This window comes from Amycolatopsis sp. NPDC051045, from assembly GCF_040682955.1.
Lineage (GTDB): Bacteria > Actinomycetota > Actinomycetes > Mycobacteriales > Pseudonocardiaceae > Amycolatopsis.
In genome coordinates this window covers 308803-328059 of sequence record NZ_JBFBCC010000010.1, presented here as the reverse complement: position 1 = coordinate 328059, position 19257 = coordinate 308803, and the positions used below count along the sequence as shown (strand labels likewise).

General features: G+C 71.8%; 21 protein-coding genes. 10 read left to right on the top strand and 11 right to left on the bottom strand.

Going from position 1 to position 19257, the window contains the following annotated elements; all coding sequences use genetic code 11:
• Positions 1–94: 94 nt before the first annotated feature.
• The 3 genes from AB0M80_RS25245 to AB0M80_RS25235 form a co-directional block, all read right to left on the bottom strand.
• Complete coding sequence (locus tag AB0M80_RS25245; protein WP_364569406.1) at positions 95–2365, bottom strand: AAA family ATPase; 2271 nt, start codon at positions 2363–2365, stop codon at positions 95–97.
• Positions 2366–2617: 252 nt separating this feature from the next.
• Positions 2618–3571 carry a CDP-diacylglycerol--serine O-phosphatidyltransferase gene (gene pssA, locus AB0M80_RS25240; protein ID WP_364569403.1) on the bottom strand — a complete coding sequence of 318 codons (954 nt, stop codon included), beginning with the start codon at positions 3569–3571 and terminating at the stop codon, positions 2618–2620.
• Positions 3572–3574: 3 nt separating this feature from the next.
• Positions 3575–4303 (bottom strand): phosphatidylserine decarboxylase, encoded by a 729-nt coding sequence (locus AB0M80_RS25235; RefSeq protein ID WP_364569400.1) that lies wholly within the window; start codon positions 4301–4303, stop codon positions 3575–3577.
• Positions 4304–4549: 246 nt separating this feature from the next.
• On the opposite strand from AB0M80_RS25235, the gene AB0M80_RS25230 reads away from it, so the two are divergent.
• Positions 4550–4780, top strand: a complete 231-nt coding sequence (locus tag AB0M80_RS25230) for a hypothetical protein (protein ID WP_364569397.1) — start codon at positions 4550–4552, stop codon at positions 4778–4780.
• 39 nt (positions 4781–4819) lie between these two features.
• Here the strand turns inward: AB0M80_RS25230 and AB0M80_RS25225 are convergent, their stop codons facing one another.
• Positions 4820–5104 carry a GlsB/YeaQ/YmgE family stress response membrane protein gene (locus AB0M80_RS25225; protein WP_364569394.1) on the bottom strand — a complete coding sequence of 95 codons (285 nt, stop codon included), beginning with the start codon at positions 5102–5104 and terminating at the stop codon, positions 4820–4822.
• 72 nt (positions 5105–5176) lie between these two features.
• On the opposite strand from AB0M80_RS25225, the gene AB0M80_RS25220 reads away from it, so the two are divergent.
• Both AB0M80_RS25220 and AB0M80_RS25215 read left to right on the top strand, forming a co-directional pair.
• Positions 5177–5743 carry a helix-turn-helix transcriptional regulator gene (locus AB0M80_RS25220; RefSeq protein ID WP_364569391.1) on the top strand — a complete coding sequence of 189 codons (567 nt, stop codon included), beginning with the start codon at positions 5177–5179 and terminating at the stop codon, positions 5741–5743.
• The gene (locus AB0M80_RS25215; RefSeq protein WP_364569388.1) at positions 5740–6993 is read left to right on the top strand and encodes an MFS transporter; all 1254 of its coding nucleotides are present in this window, start codon (positions 5740–5742) and stop codon (positions 6991–6993) included. The genes AB0M80_RS25220 and AB0M80_RS25215 overlap by 4 nt, the downstream gene beginning before the upstream one ends.
• Here AB0M80_RS25215 and glp read toward each other — a convergent pair.
• Positions 6947–8140 (bottom strand): gephyrin-like molybdotransferase Glp, encoded by a 1194-nt coding sequence (gene glp / locus AB0M80_RS25210; protein WP_364569386.1) that lies wholly within the window; start codon positions 8138–8140, stop codon positions 6947–6949. The two genes, AB0M80_RS25215 and glp, sit on opposite strands and share 47 nt — an antisense overlap.
• 74 nt (positions 8141–8214) lie before the next feature.
• On the opposite strand from glp, the gene AB0M80_RS25205 reads away from it, so the two are divergent.
• From AB0M80_RS25205 to groL, 5 genes are all read left to right on the top strand, one after another.
• The gene (locus AB0M80_RS25205) at positions 8215–8892 is read left to right on the top strand and encodes a TIGR00266 family protein (RefSeq protein ID WP_364569383.1); all 678 of its coding nucleotides are present in this window, start codon (positions 8215–8217) and stop codon (positions 8890–8892) included.
• Entirely contained in the window at positions 8892–9515 is a 624-nt protein-coding gene (locus tag AB0M80_RS25200) for an AIM24 family protein (RefSeq protein WP_364569380.1), read from the top strand. The genes AB0M80_RS25205 and AB0M80_RS25200 overlap by 1 nt, the downstream gene beginning before the upstream one ends.
• Before the next feature lie 112 nt (positions 9516–9627).
• Positions 9628–9834, top strand: coding sequence for a cold-shock protein (locus tag AB0M80_RS25195; protein WP_003085446.1), 207 nt, complete (start codon positions 9628–9630; stop codon positions 9832–9834).
• A 64-nt stretch (positions 9835–9898) separates the two neighbouring features.
• A complete protein-coding gene (locus AB0M80_RS25190; RefSeq protein ID WP_364569377.1) occupies positions 9899–11383 on the top strand; it encodes a serine/threonine-protein kinase in 1485 nt (494 codons plus the stop codon).
• Positions 11384–11624: 241 nt separating this feature from the next.
• On the top strand, positions 11625–13253 hold the full coding sequence (gene groL, locus AB0M80_RS25185; RefSeq protein ID WP_364569374.1) for a chaperonin GroEL: 1629 nt from the start codon (positions 11625–11627) through the stop codon (positions 13251–13253).
• A 66-nt stretch (positions 13254–13319) separates the two neighbouring features.
• On the opposite strand, the gene AB0M80_RS25180 is transcribed toward groL, so the two are convergent.
• Positions 13320–13637 (bottom strand): hypothetical protein, encoded by a 318-nt coding sequence (locus AB0M80_RS25180; protein WP_364569371.1) that lies wholly within the window; start codon positions 13635–13637, stop codon positions 13320–13322.
• 172 nt (positions 13638–13809) lie between these two features.
• Positions 13810–14025: a PspC domain-containing protein gene (locus AB0M80_RS25175; RefSeq protein ID WP_364569368.1), complete on the bottom strand. Its 216-nt coding sequence runs from the start codon at positions 14023–14025 to the stop codon at positions 13810–13812.
• A gap of 122 nt (positions 14026–14147) precedes the next feature.
• Between AB0M80_RS25175 and AB0M80_RS25170 the strand changes: the two genes are divergently transcribed.
• Complete coding sequence (locus AB0M80_RS25170; RefSeq protein WP_364569366.1) at positions 14148–14915, top strand: nucleotidyltransferase domain-containing protein; 768 nt, start codon at positions 14148–14150, stop codon at positions 14913–14915.
• Positions 14916–14928: 13 nt separating this feature from the next.
• Here AB0M80_RS25170 and AB0M80_RS25165 read toward each other — a convergent pair whose 3' ends face one another.
• From AB0M80_RS25165 to AB0M80_RS25155, 3 genes are all read right to left on the bottom strand, one after another.
• Positions 14929–15858, bottom strand: a complete 930-nt coding sequence (locus AB0M80_RS25165) for an o-succinylbenzoate synthase (RefSeq protein WP_364569364.1) — start codon at positions 15856–15858, stop codon at positions 14929–14931.
• Between the two features lie 35 nt (positions 15859–15893).
• A complete protein-coding gene (locus tag AB0M80_RS25160; RefSeq protein ID WP_364569361.1) occupies positions 15894–16739 on the bottom strand; it encodes a DUF72 domain-containing protein in 846 nt (281 codons plus the stop codon).
• 473 nt (positions 16740–17212) lie between these two features.
• A complete protein-coding gene (locus tag AB0M80_RS25155; protein ID WP_364569359.1) occupies positions 17213–17974 on the bottom strand; it encodes a DUF4253 domain-containing protein in 762 nt (253 codons plus the stop codon).
• Positions 17975–18156: 182 nt separating this feature from the next.
• Between AB0M80_RS25155 and AB0M80_RS25150 the strand changes: the two genes are divergently transcribed.
• The gene (locus tag AB0M80_RS25150; protein ID WP_364569356.1) at positions 18157–18507 is read left to right on the top strand and encodes a hypothetical protein; all 351 of its coding nucleotides are present in this window, start codon (positions 18157–18159) and stop codon (positions 18505–18507) included.
• A 92-nt stretch (positions 18508–18599) separates the two neighbouring features.
• Here AB0M80_RS25150 and AB0M80_RS25145 read toward each other — a convergent pair whose 3' ends face one another.
• Complete coding sequence (locus AB0M80_RS25145; protein WP_364569353.1) at positions 18600–19253, bottom strand: DedA family protein; 654 nt, start codon at positions 19251–19253, stop codon at positions 18600–18602.
• Positions 19254–19257 lie beyond the last annotated feature (4 nt).

Below are 19257 nucleotides of genomic sequence, written 5' to 3'. Positions count from 1 at the left end.
GCGGATGCGCAGGTCGGGCACCCAGAGGACGACCTCGGTCTGCAGCGGCGTGGTGACGTAGGATCGGCGTCCTCGCGAGGTGACGGCCGCTTCTTCATTCCCCGGCCTGGTTCTTCGCGTAGGCCTCGAGGGCGGCCAGCTGGGCCGGGTCGAGGCTCGGCCGGACCGCCTTCCGGGCCGCCTCCAGGTGCGCCGCCGTCACTTCGCGAGCCTCCAGCGACTCGCGCATCGCCGTCAACGCCGCTTCGCGGATCAGCGCCGCGCAGTCGGCCGCCGAGTAACCGTCCAGAGTGGACGCCACCGCGGCGAGGTCGACGTCGTCGGCCAGCGGGGTGTTCTTCGAGGTCGCCGCGAGGATCGCCGCGCGGGACCCGGCGTCCGGCGGCGGCACGTAGACGCGGCGCTCGAGCCGTCCCGGCCGCAGCAGCGCCGGGTCGACCAGCTCCGGCCGGTTCGTCGCACCGAGGACGACGACTTCGCGCATCGGCTCGACCCCGTCGAGCTCGGTGAGCAGCGCCGCGACCACGCGGTCGGCGACACCGGAGTCGGACGACTGGCCGCGGCGCGGGGCCAGCGCGTCGATCTCGTCCAGGAAGATCAGCGCGGGCGAGGCTTCCGCGGCCCGGCGGAACAGCTCCCGCACCGCGCGTTCGGACTCGCCGACCCACTTGTCCATCAGCTCGGCGCCCTTGACCGCGAAGACGTTCAGCGCGCCGGTGCCGGCCAGCGCCCGCACGAGGAACGTCTTGCCGCCGCCGGGCGGCCCGTACAGCAGCACCCCGCGCGGCGGTTCGACGCCGAGCCGGGCGAACGAATCCGGGTACCGCAGCGGCCACAGCACGGCCTCGGTGAGGGACTGCTTGACGTCGGTCATGTTGCCGACGTCGTCCAGGGTCAGCCCGCCGGTGGCCAGGTTGTCCGAAGTGGACATCGACACCGGCCGGACGGTCGCCAGCGCGTCCAGCAGGTCCTGCTGCGAGATGCGCGGCTCGTCGGTGTCGCGCTGGCGCAGCGCCGCCCGCAGCGCCGCGTCCCGGCGCAGCGCGATCAGGTCCGCCGCGACGAAGCCCGGCGTCCGCTCGGCGAGGACGCCGCAGTCGATGCCCGTGTCGAGCGGGACGTCGCGGAGCAGGACGTTGAGCAGCTCCCGCCGGGTCTTCGCGTCCGGCAGGGCCAGGCCGAGTTCGCGGTCCAGCAGGTCGGCGGCGCGCAGCCGCGGGTCGGCCGACTCCGCACGGGCCGTCGTCGCGACGACGGCGAAGCGCTCGCGCCGCAACGCCGCCCGCAGTTCCTCCAGCACGACCGTCGCCACCGGCGGCGGAGTCGTCGCGGGCAGCAGCGCGTCGACGTCGGTGAGCAGCAGGACCGCGGGGCCCTCCGGCGCGCGGATGGCCTCCCGCAGGCGCGCCACGGCGACGTTCGGGTCCAGCACCGCGAGGTTCGGCGCGGCCACCGGCAGCACGCGGATGCCGGCCTCGTGCGCAACGGACCGCACCAGCGTCGCCTTGCCGACGCCCTCCGGGCCGGACAGCAGGACGCCCAGGTGGGCGGGCGCGCCCAGCCGCGCCAGCAGCTCGGGCCGGTGGAAGGCCAGGTCGAACCACTCGGCGAGCTTGCGCGCGGCCGCCTCGGTGCCGATCAGGTCGGCCAGCGGCACGGCCGGTTCGGCGACCTCTTCGGCCGCGACCTCGTCTTCGACGATCTCGGCGTCGATCCACTCCTCGGCCGCGGTCACGGCGGAGGTGCGCACCAGCGCGGTCGCCGTCCGCGGCGTCGCCGGTTCAGGGGTGCCCGGCCGCGCGCCGTCCCGCCAGGTGACCACTGTGGACGGTCCGACCGCCACGGTGCCCGCCGGCTCGGTCGCGGTGACGGTGAGCAGTTCGTTCGTCCAGGTCGCGCCGATCGCCCGCGAAAGCTGGCCGCGCAGACCGGCGGGGTCCGACCCCGGCTGCGGCGCGAGGTCCTGCGGCAGCAGCGAAACGGCGTCGCCGACGGTGAGCACCTTGCCGATCAGGGCGAGCCGCAGCATGTGCGGGCTCAGCGAGACGCTGGCCAGCCGCGACCCCGCGACGGTCACCGTCTTGGCCGCCGCGACGTCGGCCGGCGCGACGACGATCTCCGAGCCCTCGGTGACGCCCAGGTTCGACATCGTGACATCGTCGGTGAGCACCACCCCGGGCATCCCGGTCTCGTCGGCGGGCGCGGCGAGCGCGGCGCTCACCCGGGCCCCGGTGAGGTGGACGGCGTCCCAGGCCCGCAGGCCCAGCGCGTCGAGGACTTCGGGATGCAGCCGGACAACGCCGCGGCGCGTGTCCAGCGCGGACGGCGTGTGCCGGACGGTCAGCGTGATCTGCGGGTGGCTCACGCGTTCACCCTAGCGATCCGGCCGTCCCGCAGGAGCCGATGTCCCGACCGAACCGTGTCGTCCCCTCAAGCACGCGTGTCGTCCACCCAATTACGCGTGTCGTCCCCTCAAGCACGCGAGATGTCCGCCGGAGCACGGCTGATGCCCCCTGGATCACGCCTGAGCCGGAACTCGGAGGGGCGACACGCGTGCTTGAAAGGACGACACGCGTGTCTGGAGGGACGACACGCGTGTCTGGAGGGACGACACGGCTTACTTGCGGCGGAGGCCGATCTGGCGCCAGGAGCGGCGCCGCGGGCCCTGGCCGTTTTGGCTGCCGCGGGGGGTGCGGACCGTCTCGCCGGTGCGGGGGAGGCGGACCGCGCGCATCGCCGCGCCCGCCACCCGGCGGCGCAGCGGGGGACGCAGGCCCAGGCGGCGGGCCGAGCGGGCCCGGCGGATCGCGCGGCGCTCGCGTGCCGGGACCGTCCAGGCCTCCGGGTGCCGGGCCAGCCAGCGGTGCCGCTTGACCGCGAACGGGATGTGCGTCAGGTACAGGATCATCGCCGCGACCAGCGCGACCAGCGGGAACTGGATGATCGCCGCGGCCAGCAGGGCGACGCCGATCAGCAGCGGGGCGATCGCCCTCGCCGGTGCCCGGACCGTCTTCAGCGACAGCGTCGGGATCCGGCTGATCAGCAGCGCCGCGATGGCGACCGTCCACGCCCACACGACGTACTGCGACGACCACCACCCCTCGCCCCACTGCAGCGAAGCCACCAGCGGCAGCATCGCCAGCAGACCACCCGCCGGCGCCGGGACGCCGACGAAGAACTCGCTCGCGTACGGCGGCTGCTCGGCGTCGTCGAGCAGCGTGTTGAACCGGGCCAGCCGCAGGATCATGCAGACGGCGAAGATCAGCGACGCCACCCAGCCGATCCGGTCGGCGCCCGTCTGCCACACGTAGATCACCAGCGCCGGCGCGACGCCGAACGAGATGCCGTCGGACAGCGAGTCCAGCTCCGCGCCCATCTTCGACGTCGCGTCGAGCAGGCGGGCGATCCGGCCGTCCAGGCTGTCGAGCACCGCCGCGATGCCGATCGAGGCGATCGCCATCGCGTAGTTCTTGGTCAGCGCGAACTGCACGGCCGACAGGCCCGCGCACAGCGCCAGCACGGTGATGGCGTTCGGCAGCAGCCGGACACCCGGGGTGGTCACACGGACCATCGATCAGCCTTCCGAAAGCGGCGCGGCCGGGAGCTCGGCGATCACCGTCTCGCCGCCGACCGTGCGCTGGCCCTTGGCGACCAGCACGCGGGAACCCGGCGGGAGGTAGAGGTCGACCCGCGAGCCGAAGCGGATGATGCCGTAGGTCGCGCCGGCGCCGACCTTGTCGCCCTCGCGGATCTCGCAGAGGATGCGGCGCGCGACCAGCCCGGCGATCTGCACGACGACGAGCTCGTGGCCGTCTTCGGTGCGCATCAGCACGGAGTTGCGTTCGTTGTCGTCGCTGGCCTTGTCCAGGTCGGCGGAGAGGAACTTGCCCGGCCGGTAGGCGACCTGCTCGATCACGCCGTTCGCCGGCACGCGCTGGACGTGCACGTCGAACACCGAGAGGAACACCGAAACGCGCATCCGCGGCTCGGCGGGCAGGCCGAGCTCGGCGGGCGGCACGGCTTCCTCGATCAGTGACACGATGCCGTCGGCCGAGGCGAGCGCGACGCCGTCACGCGGCGGCGGGACCCGCTTCGGCTCGCGGAAGAACGCGGCGGTCGCCACGGTCGCCAGCGCGCCGACGAGCCCGAGGCGCTTGGAGAACCGGCGCGCGAGCAGCGTCGCGGCGACGCCGCCTGCCACGAACGGGCGGCCGGCGGGGTGCATCGGCGGCAGCGTTTCACGGGCGAGCTGGAGGGCGTGGGCGACTGGGTTGCCGGCGGGCTCCGGCCGGGTGCCGCTCATGGTCGGGTCCCCTGGTTTCGTGTCGGAAGAACGGGTGGGCGCCGGGGTCCGGCGGCCGCGTACGGGCGCCCCCACGCTACCGCTGCCCCAGGTGAGGGTGTCCGCGCGCCCCTGCCGGCTCCTCCGCGAGGGGGTCACCGCGGAGGGTGGGAATGATCGCTTTGTCGTAACGCAAGGTCGATTTCGCCGACGACTCTAAGTAGTTGCCGCCGTTCGGGGCGCTGCCCGCCTGACCTGTGAGGACCGATGAGCTGCCACCGCGATCTTCCCGGAGCCCGGCTTCGCGCGCTCCTGGACGCGTGGCGCCGGGAGATCGACGAGGTGCCCGTGCCGTCGCTCGTCGATCCGCTGCACGCGGTCGACGTCGTCATCGAGGCGAAGAAGGCGAAGAAGGCGGAAAATGGGGGCCGGGTGCATCCGCCCCCCGACGGCGCACGCACCCGGCCACCGGGAGATGCGCGTGAGGAAGCAGTCTAGCGGCTGACGGCCCGCTGACCACGGCTTGTCCGGCAAAAGTTACCAACGGTCACTCGGACGCCGGGCGAGGCCGCTCACCAGCCGCAGGATCGCCAGCAGCACGACGGCGCCGAGGATGGCCACGCCGAAGCTGGGGAAGTCGAACTCGAACGTCATCGGCTGCCCGGTCGCGAGCCGGTAGACCAGCCCGCCCAGTGCCGCGCCGACCACGCCGACGAGCACGCTGACCAGGCAGCCCTGCCGCCGCCGTTCCCGCCCGCCGACGACCAGGTTCCCGGCCCAGCCGACGATCGCGCCGAAGATCACCCATGCCACGAAACCCATGGCCGGAGCTTACGCGAGGAGACGTACAAGAGACATTGCACAAGAAGTCTTGTACAACTACTCTTGTGCGTTATGACCGAGAAAGACATCCGGGACATCCGGGACTCCAAGGTGCTCGCCGCGATGTCGCACCCGTTGCGCCGGCGCCTGCTCGACCTGTTGCGCCTCGACGGCCCGGCGACCGCGTCGATGCTCGCCGGGAAGACCGGCCAGGCGGTGGGGAACATCAGTCACCACGTCAAGGTGCTGGCCGCGGTCGAGCTCGTCGAGGAGGCGCCGGAACTGGCACGGGACCAGCGGGAACGGTGGTGGCGCCGCACGTCCGACGGCATCCGGTGGGCGGCGTCCGACTTCCGCGACGACCCGGTCGCCGAAGCGGCCGAGCAGCTGAACCTCGAGCACCAGGCCGCCAGGTACCGGGACTGGTTGAACCAGCGCGACTCGCAGCCGGAGCCCTGGCGCTCGTCGGGCGCGTTCGCCACGGATGACTGGGCGCGGATGTCCGTCGCCGAGATCCGGGAGCTGGACGAGCGGATCCTCGCGCTGTTCACCGAGTACTCGCATCGGGAGATCCCGGACGACGGCCAGGAGCGGCGCCCCGTCTTCCTCGTCGCGCGGGCCTCGGTGGGTCAGCCGTGAAGGGGCTCTGGGGGAACAGGGACTTCCGGCTGCTCTGGACCGGTGAGACCACGAGCATGCTCGGCAGCATGGTCGCGAGCACGGCGTTGCCGCTGGTCGCTGTGGTCACCCTGCAGGCGAGCACCCTCGGAGTCGCGCTGCTGACCGCCGTCGCGTGGCTGCCCTGGCTGCTCGTGGGATTGCCCGCCGGCGCCTGGGTCGACCGGTTGCCGAAGCGCCCGGTCATGCTGACCTGCAACACGGTGTCGATGGCGGTGTTCGCCAGCGTTCCGGTCGCGGCCGCCTTCGGGGCGCTGACCATGCCGTACCTGCTGGTCGCGGCCCTGCTCGGCGGGGTGGCGAAGGTGTTCTTCACCCTCGCCTATCGCGCGTACCTCCCATCGCTGGTCGGCACGGACGACCTGCTGGCGGCGAACACGAAGCTGGACGGCAGCGAGTCGGCCACGCAGGTGGCGGGGCCCGGTCTGGCCGGGTTGCTGGCTCAGGCGTTCGGCCCGGTCAGCGGCGTCCTGGCGGACGCGGTGAGCTTCGGGATCTCGGTGCTGTGCGTGCGGGCGATCCGGGTGCGGGAGACCGTCGTTCCGGCGCCGCGCACGCCGTTGCGCAGCCAGATCGCCGAAGGCCTGCGGTTCGTGCTGGGCGACCGCTACCTGCGGACGCTGGTCATGTTCGGCGCGGTGTCGAACCTCGCGCTCACCGGCTACAGCTCGATCCAGATCGTGTTCCTCTCGCGCACGCTCGGCGCGAGCCCCGGGCTGGTCGGGCTGGTCCTGTCACTGGCCGCGTCCGGTGGGGTGCTCGGCGCGGCGCTGGCCGGGCGGATGGGCGCGCGCTTCGGCACCGCACGCGCCTTCCTCCTCTGCGAGGTGTTCGCCGCCCCGATGTTGCTGCTGGGGCCGCTGAGCAGCCCGCGCTGGGGGTTGGTCCTTTCGGTCCTCGCGGTGTTCGGGCTCTGCGCCGGTGTCGTCTGCTCGAACGTGCTGACCACGACGTTCCGGCAGCAGTACTGCCCGCCCGAGCTGTACGGCCGGATCAGCTCGAGCGCGTCGATGGTCAACTACGGCACGATCCCGCTGGCCGGTGTCCTCGGCGGCGTGCTCGGCGAGGCGATCGGCGTCCGCCAGACGCTCTGGGTGGCGGCGGTCGTGCTGATCGCGGCCCTGCCGATCCTGGCGCCCTTCCGGAAGCTGCGCGACTTCCCGGTCACAGCAGCAGGACGTCCACCTCGTCGCCTTCCGCAGCCGATGTGACATCTTCCGCCAGCACGATCAGGCAGTTGGCCTGCGTGAACGCGGCCAGCAGGTGCGAGCCCGGCCCGCCGCGCGGTCCGACGATCCCGGTGACCTCCCCATCGGCAGCGGTGAACACGCCCCGGCGGTACTGGCGGCGCCCGGCGGGCGAGGCCATCGCCTCGGTCAGCCGGGCGCGCACGCGGCGGCGGGAGACGTCGGTGTGGCCCAGCGCCGTCAGGATCGCCGGGCGCAGGAACGCCTCGAACGACACCAGCACGCTGACCGGGTTGCCGGGCAGCGCCACCACGGGCACACCCTGCCAGCGCCCGCTGCCCTGCGGCCCGCCCGGCTGCATCGCGATCTTCGCGAACTCGACGCCCTGCCCGGTCAGTGCGTCCTTCACCACTTCGTACGCGCCCGCGCTGACACCGCCGGAGGTGACCAGCAGGTCGGCGCCCGCCAGCTTGGGCTCGATGACCTTCCGGAACTCCTCGACGTCGTCGACGACGCTGCGGACCACCTCGACCTCGCAGCCGAGGCCGCGGATCGCCGCCGCGAGCATCACGCTGTTGGACTCGTAGATCTGGCCGTGGCGCAGCGGGGCCGGCGCGTCGATCAGCTCGGTGCCGGTCGAGGCCACCAGCACCCGCAGCGGCCGGTGCACCCGCACCTCGGCGAGCCCGACCGCGGCCGCCAAGCCCAGCTGGGAGTGGCCCAGCACCGCGCCCGCGTGCAGGGCGATGCTGTCGGCGACGACGTCCTCACCGGTCCGCCGGATGTGCGCTCCTTCGCGCGCGGCCGCCGAGATCGTCACCTCCGCCGTGCCGCCGTCGGTGTCCTCCACCATCACGACGGCGTCGGCGCCCGGCGGCAGCGGCGCCCCGGTCATGATCCGGTGCGCGGTGCCCGGTTCGAGGGGCCGGACGTCGACCCGGCCCGCCGGGATGTCGTCGGCGACCGGCAGGGTCACCGGGGGCACGGTGACATCGGCCGCGCGGACCGCGTAACCGTCCATCGCGGAGTTGTCGAAGGGCGGGAGGGAAACGCCGGCCCGCACGTCCTCGGCCAGGACGAGACCGGCTGCAGCGGCGAGGGGCAGAGCGGTCACGGGGGAGGTGCCCAGTAGCGCGGCAACCCGGTCGCGGTAGTCGTCGACGGAGATCACCGGACCATCCTCCACCCCCGTGGGGCTCGTGCAAGACTCTGCGTCGTTCGAGAGCACGCCACAGGGGAGTACGCATGCAGGTCCAGGTCCGTCAACAGCCTTCGTTCGCCGTCGCCCGGCTGATGCTGGCGCCCGGCGAACCGTGCCAGGTCGAGTCCGGCGCGATGATGGCCACCAGCTACGGCGTGGGAGTCCAGTCGCAGGCGCAGGGCGGGATCATGAAGGGCCTCGGCCGTGCGTTCCTCTCGGGCGAGTCCTTCTTCATCTCCACCTTCACCGCACCGCCGAACGGTGGCTGGGTCGACGTCGCCGCCAACCTGCCCGGCGACATCCAGGTGATCCCCCTCGACGGCCGCACCGGCTGGGCCGTCACCCGCGGCTGCTGGCTCGCGTCGTCGCACGGCGTGCAGACCGAAACCAAATGGGGCGGCGTGAAGAACCTGATGGGCGGCGAAGGTGGCTTCCTCACCCACGCCACCGGCCAGGGCCAGCTGCTCGTCAGCTGCTACGGCGCGGTCGAGACCATCACGCTCCAGCAGGGCGAGATGGTCACCATCGACACCGGGCACGTCGTCGCGTACGCCGACACCGTGCAGTACCAGATCCGGAAGGTCGCGCAGGGCATCATCCAGTCGATGAAGAGCGGCGAAGGCCTCGTGTTCGACTTCGTCGGCCCCGGCCAGATCATGACGCAGACGCGCAACCCGTCCGCGCTGATCAGCTGGATCATCTCCCACGTCCCGTCACGCTGATGCGCGTCCAGACCCGGCACACCCCCGGCTTCGGCGTCGCCCGCGTCCTGCTCGACCCGGGCGAGGCCGTGCGGGCCGCGCCGGAAACCTTGCTCGCCAGCCGGTTCGGCGTCACCGAGGCGCCGGCGGGCCGCGGCGGCGTCCGCACGGGCAAGAGCACGATGGCCGTCTACACCGCGCCGTCCGACGGCGGCTGGATCGACTTCGCGCCGCTGCGCCCCGGCGACGTCTACCCCCTCGAACTCGGCGGCGGCACGGGCTGGTCGGTGCACCGCGACGCGGTGCTGGTGCGGCCGTCGTCGGTCCGGCACGACACCGGCTGGGTGCCGCTGCAGCAGCTCTTCGGCGCCGATTCGGGATTCCTCGAGCACTACAGCGGAACCGGGCCGCTCGTGCTGGCCGCGCCCGGCCCGGTCGACGCCTTCGAACTCGGCAAAGGCGAGCTGGTCACGGTCCGGCCGGACTACCTGCTGGCCTATCCGGACACCGTGCAGTGCCGGTTGCGGGCCCTCGATCCGGGCGGGCCGCAGTCGCTGCGCACCGGCGAAGGGCTCGCCGTCGACTTCGCGGGTCCCGGGACGGTGCTCGTGCACGCGCGGAACAGACGCCTTTCGGGTTCGTGATCTTCAGACGAATTGCCCATTGCCGAGGGGAATAATTCCGGTAGCGTGATTGACACTTCCGCCGCTGGCATCCGCTCGGGCCAGCGGATCCTTTGTGCTGAGGGAGGGCGCCGTGGCTGTCGGCACCGTCAAATGGTTCAACTCGGAAAAGGGCTACGGGTTCATCGAATCCACGGAGGGGCCGGACGTGTTCGTCCACTATTCGGCCATCCAGTCCGAAGGATTCCGCACCTTGGACGAAGGGGACCGCGTCGAGTTCGAAGTGCAGTCCGGCCGCGATGGTCGTAGCCAGGCAGCCGACGTACGGAAGGTTTCGTAGCTTGGCCCCCTCCTGATCGGCGAACCCCCGGCAGGCGCCGAACCAGGGGCGTTAGGCTGCGGGCGTGACAGGCGATGTGTCGGGGGACCTCACCGGTCGCCGGCTGGGCAACTACCGCATCGACGGGGTGCTCGGCAAGGGCGGCATGAGCGTGACCTACAAGGCCACGGATGTGCGGCTCGGCCGCAAGGTGGCCCTGAAGGTCATCGGTGACCACCTCGGGGCCGACGCCGAGTTCCGCGAACGGTTCGTCGACGAGGCGCGCAACACGTCCGCGATCGACCACGCCAATGTCGTGCCGCTGTACGACTTCGGTGAGCTCGACGGCATGCTCTACATCGCCATGCGCATGGTCGACGGCGGTGACCTCGCCGGCTTGATCGCCGGCGGTCCCATCGGGCCCGCGCGCGCCCTGACGATGCTCGACCAGGTCGCGGACGCCCTCGACACCCTGCACAACCGTGGTCTGGTCCACCTCGACGTCAAGCCGGCGAACGTGCTCGTGACCAAGAAGGAGACTTCGCGCGAGCACGTGTACGTCGCCGACTTCGGGCTGACCCGGCGCGGCGCGACCGGGCACCGGACGCGTGGCGGCGACTTCCTCGGCTCGCCCACGTACGCGGCACCCGAGCACCTGCGCGGGGAGCCGCTGGACGGGCGCACCGACCAGTACGCGCTGACGTGCGTCCTCTACGCCTGCCTCACCGGCAGCCCGCCGTTCAAGGGCGACGTGCCGACGGTGATCAAGGGGCACCTCAACGGCGAGCCGCCCGCGATCTCGCGCGCCGTCGCGCTGCCGCCGGCGATCGACGAGGTCGTCCGCAAGGGGATGGCGAAGAACCCGGCGGACCGCTACCCCAGCTGCGTCGAGATGGTCGCGGCCGCGCGCCGCGCGCTCGGTCCCCTGGCGACGTCGGACACCCCGCCCGGCCCGCCCGGGTCCCATTCGGGCGGAATCCCCGCGCCGCAGCGTCCTGGTCAGGTACAACAGGGGCCGCACCAGAACAGCGCACCGCAGGGAGAGGGGGCCCCCGTGCATCCGTACGGAGGACAGCAGCAGCCCGGCTACGGTCAGGGGCCCGGACCGCAGGGTCCCCAAGGGCCGCCGCAAGGCCCGCCGCCGCAGGGGCCGCCGCCCGGTTACGGCTACCCCCAGCAGCAGGGCATGCCGCCGCAAGGGCCGCCGCCCGGTTACGGCTACCCCCAGCAGCACGGCATGCCCCCGCAGGGTCCGCCGCCCGGCTACGGCCCACCCGGCGACCCGATGCGACTGCGCCCGCCCATGCCCGCGGGCGGCGCGGGTGCGTTCCACCAGCCGAAGAGCGGCGGCGGCAAGAAGTGGATCTTCCTCGTCCTCGGCCTGGTGGTCGTGGCGGGCCTGATCGTGGGCGCGATCTTCCTGTTCGGGAGCGACGGCGGCGGAGGCGGCGGCAGCCAGACGACGGCCCCGAACATCCCGGTCGGGCCGGACGGCGGCTCGCAGAGCAACGCGCCTTCGTCGTCGCTCAACGCCCCTCCGACGTCGATCAGCCTCAAGCCGAGTTCCTGATTTCGTGCGACGCTGACCAGGTCTTCTTGCACTCTCCCCCCGAGAGTGCTAAACACGAACCTGGCACTCGACGCCGTCGAGTGCCAAAGGTCGGGACGGTGAGGCTGGCCCCCACCCGGGTCCAGTCGTCCGTCGCGGGCACCGAGCCTGGCCGAGGAAAGAGTCCTGCTGCCGCCGCTGCAGGCTGAGACACTCAACAGCAGCGCGGCGGCTGCGCCCAATACCGGAGGACCACACCGCAATGGCCAAACTGATCGCGTTCGACGAGGACGCCCGCCGCGGTCTCGAGCGTGGCTTGAACATCCTCGCCGATGCCGTCAAGGTGACCCTCGGCCCGCGGGGCCGGAACGTCGTGCTCGAAAAGAAGTGGGGCGCGCCGACCATCACCAACGACGGCGTCTCCATCGCCAAGGAGATCGAGCTCGAAGACCCGTGGGAGAAGATCGGGGCCGAGCTCGTCAAGGAAGTTGCCAAGAAGACCGACGACGTCGCGGGTGACGGCACCACCACCGCCACCGTGCTCGCCCAGGCCCTGGTCAAGGAAGGCCTGCGCAACGTCGCGGCCGGCGCCGACCCCATCAGCCTGAAGCGCGGCATCGAGGCGGCCGTCGAGGCCATCACCGAGCAGCTGCACAAGGCCGCCGTCCAGATCGAGACCAAGGAGCAGATCGCTGCTACCGCCTCGATTTCGGCCGGCGACCGCACCATCGGCGAGCTGATCGCCGAGGCGCTGGACAAGGTCGGCAAGGAAGGCGTCGTCACCGTCGAGGAGAGCAACACCTTCGGTCTCGAGCTCGAGCTCACCGAGGGCATGCGCTTCGACAAGGGCTACATCTCGGGTTACTTCGTCACCGACCCGGAGCGTCAGGAAGCCGAGCTGGAGGACCCCTACGTCCTGCTCTTCGGCTCGAAGATCTCCACCGTCAAGGACGTGCTGCCGCTGCTGGAGAAGGTCATCCAGTCCGGCAAGCCGCTGCTGATCATCGCCGAGGACGTCGAGGGCGAGGCCCTGGCCACCCTGATCGTCAACAAGATGCGCGGCACCTTCAAGTCCGTCGCCGTCAAGGCCCCGGGCTTCGGTGACCGCCGCAAGGCGATCCTGCAGGACATCGCGATCCTGACCGGTGGCCAGGTCATCTCCGAGGACGTCGGCCTCAAGCTGGAGAACGCGGACCTGTCCCTGCTGGGCAAGGCCCGCAAGGCCGTCATCACCAAGGACGAGACGACCATCGTCGAGGGTGCGGGCGACGCCGACCAGATCCAGGGTCGCGTCAACCAGATCCGCGCCGAGATCGAGAACTCGGACTCGGACTACGACCGCGAGAAGCTGCAGGAGCGGCTCGCCAAGCTGGCCGGCGGCGTGGCCGTCATCAAGGCCGGCGCCGCGACCGAGGTCGAGCTCAAGGAGCGCAAGCACCGCATCGAGGACGCGGTGCGCAACGCGAAGGCCGCCGTGGAAGAGGGCATCGTCGCCGGTGGTGGCGTGGCCCTGATCCAGGCCGCCGAGGCCGCGTTCGCGGGCCTGAAGCTCGAGGGCGACGAGGCCACTGGTGCCAACATCGTCAAGGTGGCCGTCGAGGCCCCGCTCAAGCAGATCGCGATCAACGCCGGCCTCGAAGGCGGCGTCGTGGTGGAGAAGGTCAAGGGCCTGCCGCTGGGTCACGGCCTCAACGCCGCCACGGGTATCTACGAGGACCTGCTCGCCGCCGGCGTGCCGGACCCGACGAAGGTCACCCGCTCCGCGCTGCAGAACGCCGCGTCCATCGCGGCGCTGTTCCTGACCACCGAGGCCGTCGTGGCGGACAAGCCGGAGAAGGCTTCGGCCGCTCCCGCCGACCCGTCCGGTGGCATGGGTGGCATGGACTTCTGAGTCCGGCTGTTTGACCGGGAAAGCCCGGTCCGCTTCGGCGGGCCGGGCTTTCTTTTTGGGCGCGGTCTATGGCTTGGTGAAGAACCAGACGGCGAAGGCGCCGACGATGACGACGCCGAGTGCGAGCACGCCGAGGCCCCCGAGCCAGGCGGTGCTCGCTTCTTCCGCTTCCAGCCCGAGGACGATCGCGCCGATCCCGGTGAGCAGCACCCAGATCGCCAGTCCGGCGGCGGCGTAGAGCACGGTCTTGGTGGCGCTCATGCTGCCGGCGTCGGAGGCCAGTGCGGCGAAGGCGGCGAAGGCGGTCAGTCCCAGCCCGGCAATCAGGTACAGCCCACCCAAGATCCCGACGACGACCTTCGCGGCGGTGTTTCCGTGATCCACGAGCGCGAACCCTAACCCCTCGAACGGGATTCGCGATGTGGTTTTGGGCCGCTCGGCCCAGCGGCGTCGGCCGAACGGCCCGGACGTCCCCTGGCGTCCGGGCCGTTCGTTTGGTGCACCCCCGGTATCCGGCGGGCCCCGGCTCCCCCTGCGAACCGGAGCCCGCCCCGGCTCAGGAGTCCTCTTCGGGCGTCAGGATGGCGGCGGCGACGTAGACCGGAATGGCGATCCCGACCGAGAGGAAGACAGCGGCGACCAACCCGATGCGCAGGACGTTGGCATCGATGCCGAGGTAGGTGGCCCAGCCACCGCAGACACCGGTGAGCATCTTGTTGCTCCGGCTGCGGCGGAGCTTCTTGGTTTCCGGGGCGTACACGCTGTTCGTCATGGCTCAATGGTGGCTCCGGGCGCCCACCGCCCACATCGGGAACGGCCCGGACCCCGACCCTGAATTCGGCCTCGGGGAAAACCACGTGCCGGCCGGCCTGGTGGGCCGGTACAACTTTCCCCATGAAGCACGACAGCCCCGAGTTCGCCGCGATCGCCGAGCAGGGCACGATCCTGCGCTGCCAGGTCGGGTCCGGCCTGCACGGCACCGCCGTCGACGGTCAGGACGACCGCGACGAAATGGGGCTGTGCGTGGAGCCGGCCGAGTACGTCACCGGGCTGCGGCGGTTCGAGCAGTACATCTTCCGCACCCAGCCGGAAGGCGTGCGGTCCGGGCCGGGCGACCTCGACCTCATCGTCTACTCGCTGCGCAAGTGGATGCGCTTGGCGCTGACCGGAAATCCCACGATCCTGCTGCCGTTGTTCGTGCCGGACGCGGAAATCGTGCGGATCACCGGCCTCGGCCACGAGCTGCGCGCCAACGCGGACCGGATCGTCTCGCGGCAGGCGGGGCTGCGGTTCGCGGGCTACCTGAGCACGCAACGCCGTCGGATGCTCGAAGGTGCGTTGAAGGTCAACCGGCCCGAACTGATCGAGAAGTACGGCTTCGACACCAAGTACGCGATGCACATGGTCCGGCTGGGGGTCCAGGGCGTCGAGCTGCTGGAGACGGGCCGGATGACGCTCCCGATCGCCGAGCCGTGGCTGACCTGGCTGCGTGACCTGCGTCGTGGGAAGCACACCCAGGACGAAGCCGTCGCCGCCGCGGCCGAGCTGGAGGATCGGCTCCAGCGGCTGGTGAACGGCGATTCGCCGCTGCCGGAACAGCCGGACCGGGACTGGGCGAGCCGGTGGCTGGTGCACGCCTACGAATCGGCCTGGCGGGCTTGAGCCGGGTCCGCGCTCAGAACAGGGCGCGGACCCGGCTCAGCCGGTCTTCCCAGGCCGCCGCGGTCTCGGGCGGCGCCGGGTAAGCCGTCGTGGGTTCCGGGGCCCGGCGCAGGACGGGGAGGTAACCGTCCACAGGGGACAGCGGTTCCGGGCAGACATCCCCTTTCAGCAGCGAAATCGTGCCCAGTCCACAAGCGAATTCCAGCTCGGGCAGCGCGCCGGCCAGAGCCAGTCCCGCCGCCAGGCCGACGCTCGTCTCCACCGCCGACGACACCACGCACGGCAGCCCGCACGCCTCGGCGACCTCCAGCGCCCGCCGCACACCGCCCAGCGGGGAGACCTTCAGGACCGCGATGTCCGCCGCTCCGGCGACCGCCACCTTCAGCGGATCCTCCGCCCGGCGGATCGACTCGTCGGCGGCGATCCGGACGCGCACCCGGCGCCGCACCGCGGCCAGGTCCTCGATCGACGGGCACGGCTGCTCCGCGTACTCCAGGCCACCCGCCGCCTTGTCGAGGTCCGTGATCGCGCGCACCGCCGTGTCGACGTCCCAGGCCATGTTCGCGTCGACGCGGATCGCGCCGTCCGGGCCGAGCGCGTCGCGGACCGCCTCCACCCGCGCGCAGTCGTCCGCCAGGGAGACCCGCGGGTCGGCGACCTTCACCTTGGCCGTGCGGCAGCCGGACGCGCGGACCAGCTCGTGCGCCTTCTCCGGTCCCACCACCGGCACCGTTGTGTTCACCTCGACGCGGTCGCGGACCGGCGCGGGCCAGCCGGCTTCGGTGGCTTCCAGTGCCGCCCGCAGCCACGGCACGCTCTCGGCGTCGGAGTAGTCGGCGAACGGGCAGAATTCGCCCCAGCCCGCCGGGCCGTGCAGCAGCACGCCCTCACGGACGGTGATGCCGCGGAACCGGGTGCGCAGGGGGATGGCGTAGACCTTCATCGAGGCCGATCATGCCACCGGCCCGATGTCCCGTCTCACTGTCTGGTGGGCGGAGCCACCCCGAGCAGGTCGGCGAGGCATTCGGCGTTGCGGGGTGCCTCCACCTTGACGTCGTTGTCGAAGTAAACGTGCACGTCACGCCGCCCGCCGTCGTGCCACGCCCGGATCTTTTCGGCCCACGTGCGCAGCGCCTGCTCCGAGTAGCCGCTGACGTACAGTTCCTCGTCGCCGTGCAGCCGGACGTAGGCGAAGTCGGCGGTCTGGTCTTCGAGGAACGGCCACTTGCCGGCGGTATCGGCGACCACCAGGGCGATCCCGTGTTCCCGCAGCAGGTCCTTCGCGGCGGGCTCGGCGAAGCTCGGGTGCCGGACCTCCAGCGCGTGCCGCAGCGGCTGCCGCGGCCCGGCTTCGAGGTACGGCGTGCCCTTCAGCTTGTCGTCGTGCTTCGTCGCCAGCTGTGCGGCATCCGTTGTCGTGCGCGGCAGCAGGGCGAAGAAGTCGACGAGCCGGTCGGGATCGAAGGCCAGCCTCGGCGGCAGTTGCCAGAGGAACGGCCCCAGTTTCGCACCGAGCGCGAGGACGCCGGAGGCGTAGAAGTTGGCCAGCGCCGTCTCGACGTCGCGAAGCTGCTTCATGTGGGTGATGAAGCGGCCGCCCTTGACGGCGAAGAGGAAGTCGGCCGGGGTCTCGTCGAACCACGCGCGGTACCGCTCCGGGCGCTGCAGCGAGTAGAACGAGCCGTTGATTTCGACCGCGTTCATCCGCCGCGACAGGTATTCGAGCTCCCGCCGCTGCGCGAGTCCCGGTGGGTAGAACACCCCGCGCCACGGCGGATAGCGCCACCCCGAAGTACCGATCCGGATCTCGGCGATCGTCCTCACCGCCTTTCCGCGCTGGGTGATTCCCGCTCGCCCGCATCGCCAAACGCGGCCGGGGCCGGACGGGCGGACCGCAGATCGGGACAGTCGACCCAATTTGGTGGACGCTCGTCTCATCGGACCCTTGAAGTGACGGCTCAAGTGGTGGCCTCCCCGAGGGGTGGTGCGACAGAGGTGGGGGCGTGGCTGGTGGCGCGGGCCTGGCGTGGTGGTTCTGGGCGCCGGCCGGCGGTGCGAGCGGGCTTGCGGAGTTTCGGCGCGGTTGGGGGGCGAAGCCGCAGTCAGCAGGTACGCGCGGATGCGCCGTGGGTACAGGCGTATTTCGGCGCGGGCGAGCACTTCCGCGGCAGCACCAGGAGCGCAACCATGCTTCCCCGGCCCCCGGCCCCCGGCCCCCGGCCCCCGGCCCCCGGCCCCCGGCCCCCGGCCCCCGGCCCCCGGCCCCCGGCCCCCGGCCCCCGGCCCCCGGTGACCCCTCACGCCCAGGAAAACCGCCAATGCCGCGACTGCACCAGCCCTGACGCGTACTCCCGCAGGTTCCCCGGCTGTCCCGCGAACGTCGGCAGGCTGAACGCCCGGTGCTCCGCCGCCACCGTCAACGCCCTCGCCTGGTTGCGTGGCGGTGCCGCCACCGACAGTTCGATCGCGTCGAAGCCCAGCACCACCAGCGTGGCTCCGAAGCGGTCCTCCCAGCTGCGCAGCACCGCCGACAGCTCCGCCACCTGGTCGGTGCACTTGATCATGCCCGTCCAGCCCAGGATGGCCGGGATGTCGGCCGGCCGCTCGGTCTGCACCAGGCCGAGCCGGTGCGGGGCGCGCGTGGCCAGGATCGAGCCCGTGTTGCCCGCCTCCGCCAGCGGGTCGGACTTGCGCGGGCTGCGCTTGGCCAGCCCGGGGAACCGTGCGCCGAACGGCCGCAGGCAGGCGCCGTCGCAGCAGGAACCGTCCCACCAGCGGGCGAGTGCGCCCGCCGCGTCGGCCGTGGGGACGCGGTGGCCTGCCGGGGCCAGCCTGCCGCGGTCGTCGATCCAGTCCTCGCCGTTCGCCGCGAAACGCTGGTCGTGCGGGATCAGCACCGGCCACAGCCCGGACCGCTCGAACTCGGCCACGCAGCCGAGGTAGCGCTCGGGCCGGGTCAGCGGCAGGTCGGACACCCACAGCCGGCCGTGCCACGACCCAGGTGGCAGGGTCTGGACCGGCGGCGCGGGCGTACCGGGGCGGAGCGGTGCGATCGTCATGGACGTCCCCTCGAACTTGTGTTCGGCTACTGCCCTTCGAACAGTAGTTCGGGGGTCCGACAATTTCCAGCGTTTCGCTCGCTCATCCGTTCGAGTGAATCTCCAAATCTGCAGGTCAGAGCCGTGCTGGTACGCATGTGACGCAAGATGTTGCTGAGACTCGCCGCTGCGCCGAAGGAGTGGTGCGACCGCGACGCGCCGTCGTCGACAACGGCGGCAAGGTCTTCGCCAAGCAGGGCAACCTGTACGCGGGCTCGGTCGACGAGCTGTCCGGCGCGGCCGACGTCGAGCTGGACGCGAGCACCGCCCGGGTCGCGGTGGTGCGCACCGACGGCTCGCTGACGGTCAAGGAAGGCGGCCTCTACGGCACCTGGGTCGAGCAGACGTCGGTCAAGCCGGGCAACCTGTACGCGGGGTGGATCAACCAGCTCTCCGGCGCGGCCAAGATCGAGGTCGACGCCCCGACCGGCCGGGTCGGCGTGCTGCGGGACGGCTCGCTCACGGTCAAGGAAGGCGACCCGTACGGCGCCTGAGTCGAGCAGACCGGCGCGGTCGGCGATTACTGATCGACGGGGGTGAAGGTGGGAGCCACGCCGAGGGGGCGTGGCCCCCACCCGTGCGCCGGTCACCGTGCCGCCGGACGGCGGCTGCGCAGGCGGACCACAGCGAACAGCCCGATCGCCGCCGCCACCGCGGCCAGTACGACGTACTGGAACACCGACGCGTAGCGATCGACCAGTGACCAACTCTCGCCGAGCAGGTAGCCGGCGACGACGAACGCCGTGTTCCACAGCAGGCTGCCGGCCGTGGTCAGCGCCAGGAACCGGCCGAACGGCATCCGCTCGACGCCGGCGGGCAGGGAAATCAGGCTGCGGAAGATCGGCACCATCCGGCCGAGGAACACCGCCTTTCCGCCGTGGCGGGCGAACCACGCCTCCGTCCGGTCGAAGTCCGACACCGTCATCAGCGGGATGCGGCTCACCAGCGCGCGGGTGCGGTGGCGGCCGAGCAGCGCGCCGAGCCAGTAGACGATCACCGCGCCGGCCAGCGAGCCCAGCGTCGTCCAGAACAGCGCGCCGGCCAGGGTGAACGCGCCCCGGCTGGCGGAGAACCCGGCGAGGGGCAGCACGAGCTCGCTCGGGATCGGCGGGAACAGGTTGTCGAGGCCGACGATGATCGCGGCGCCGGGGCCGCCGAGTGCGTCGATGAGCCCGACCGCCCAGCCGGCCAGTCCGGTCATCGGTTCGGCGGGGGCGGTGGTGGTCAGCAGGAGGTCCATGCCT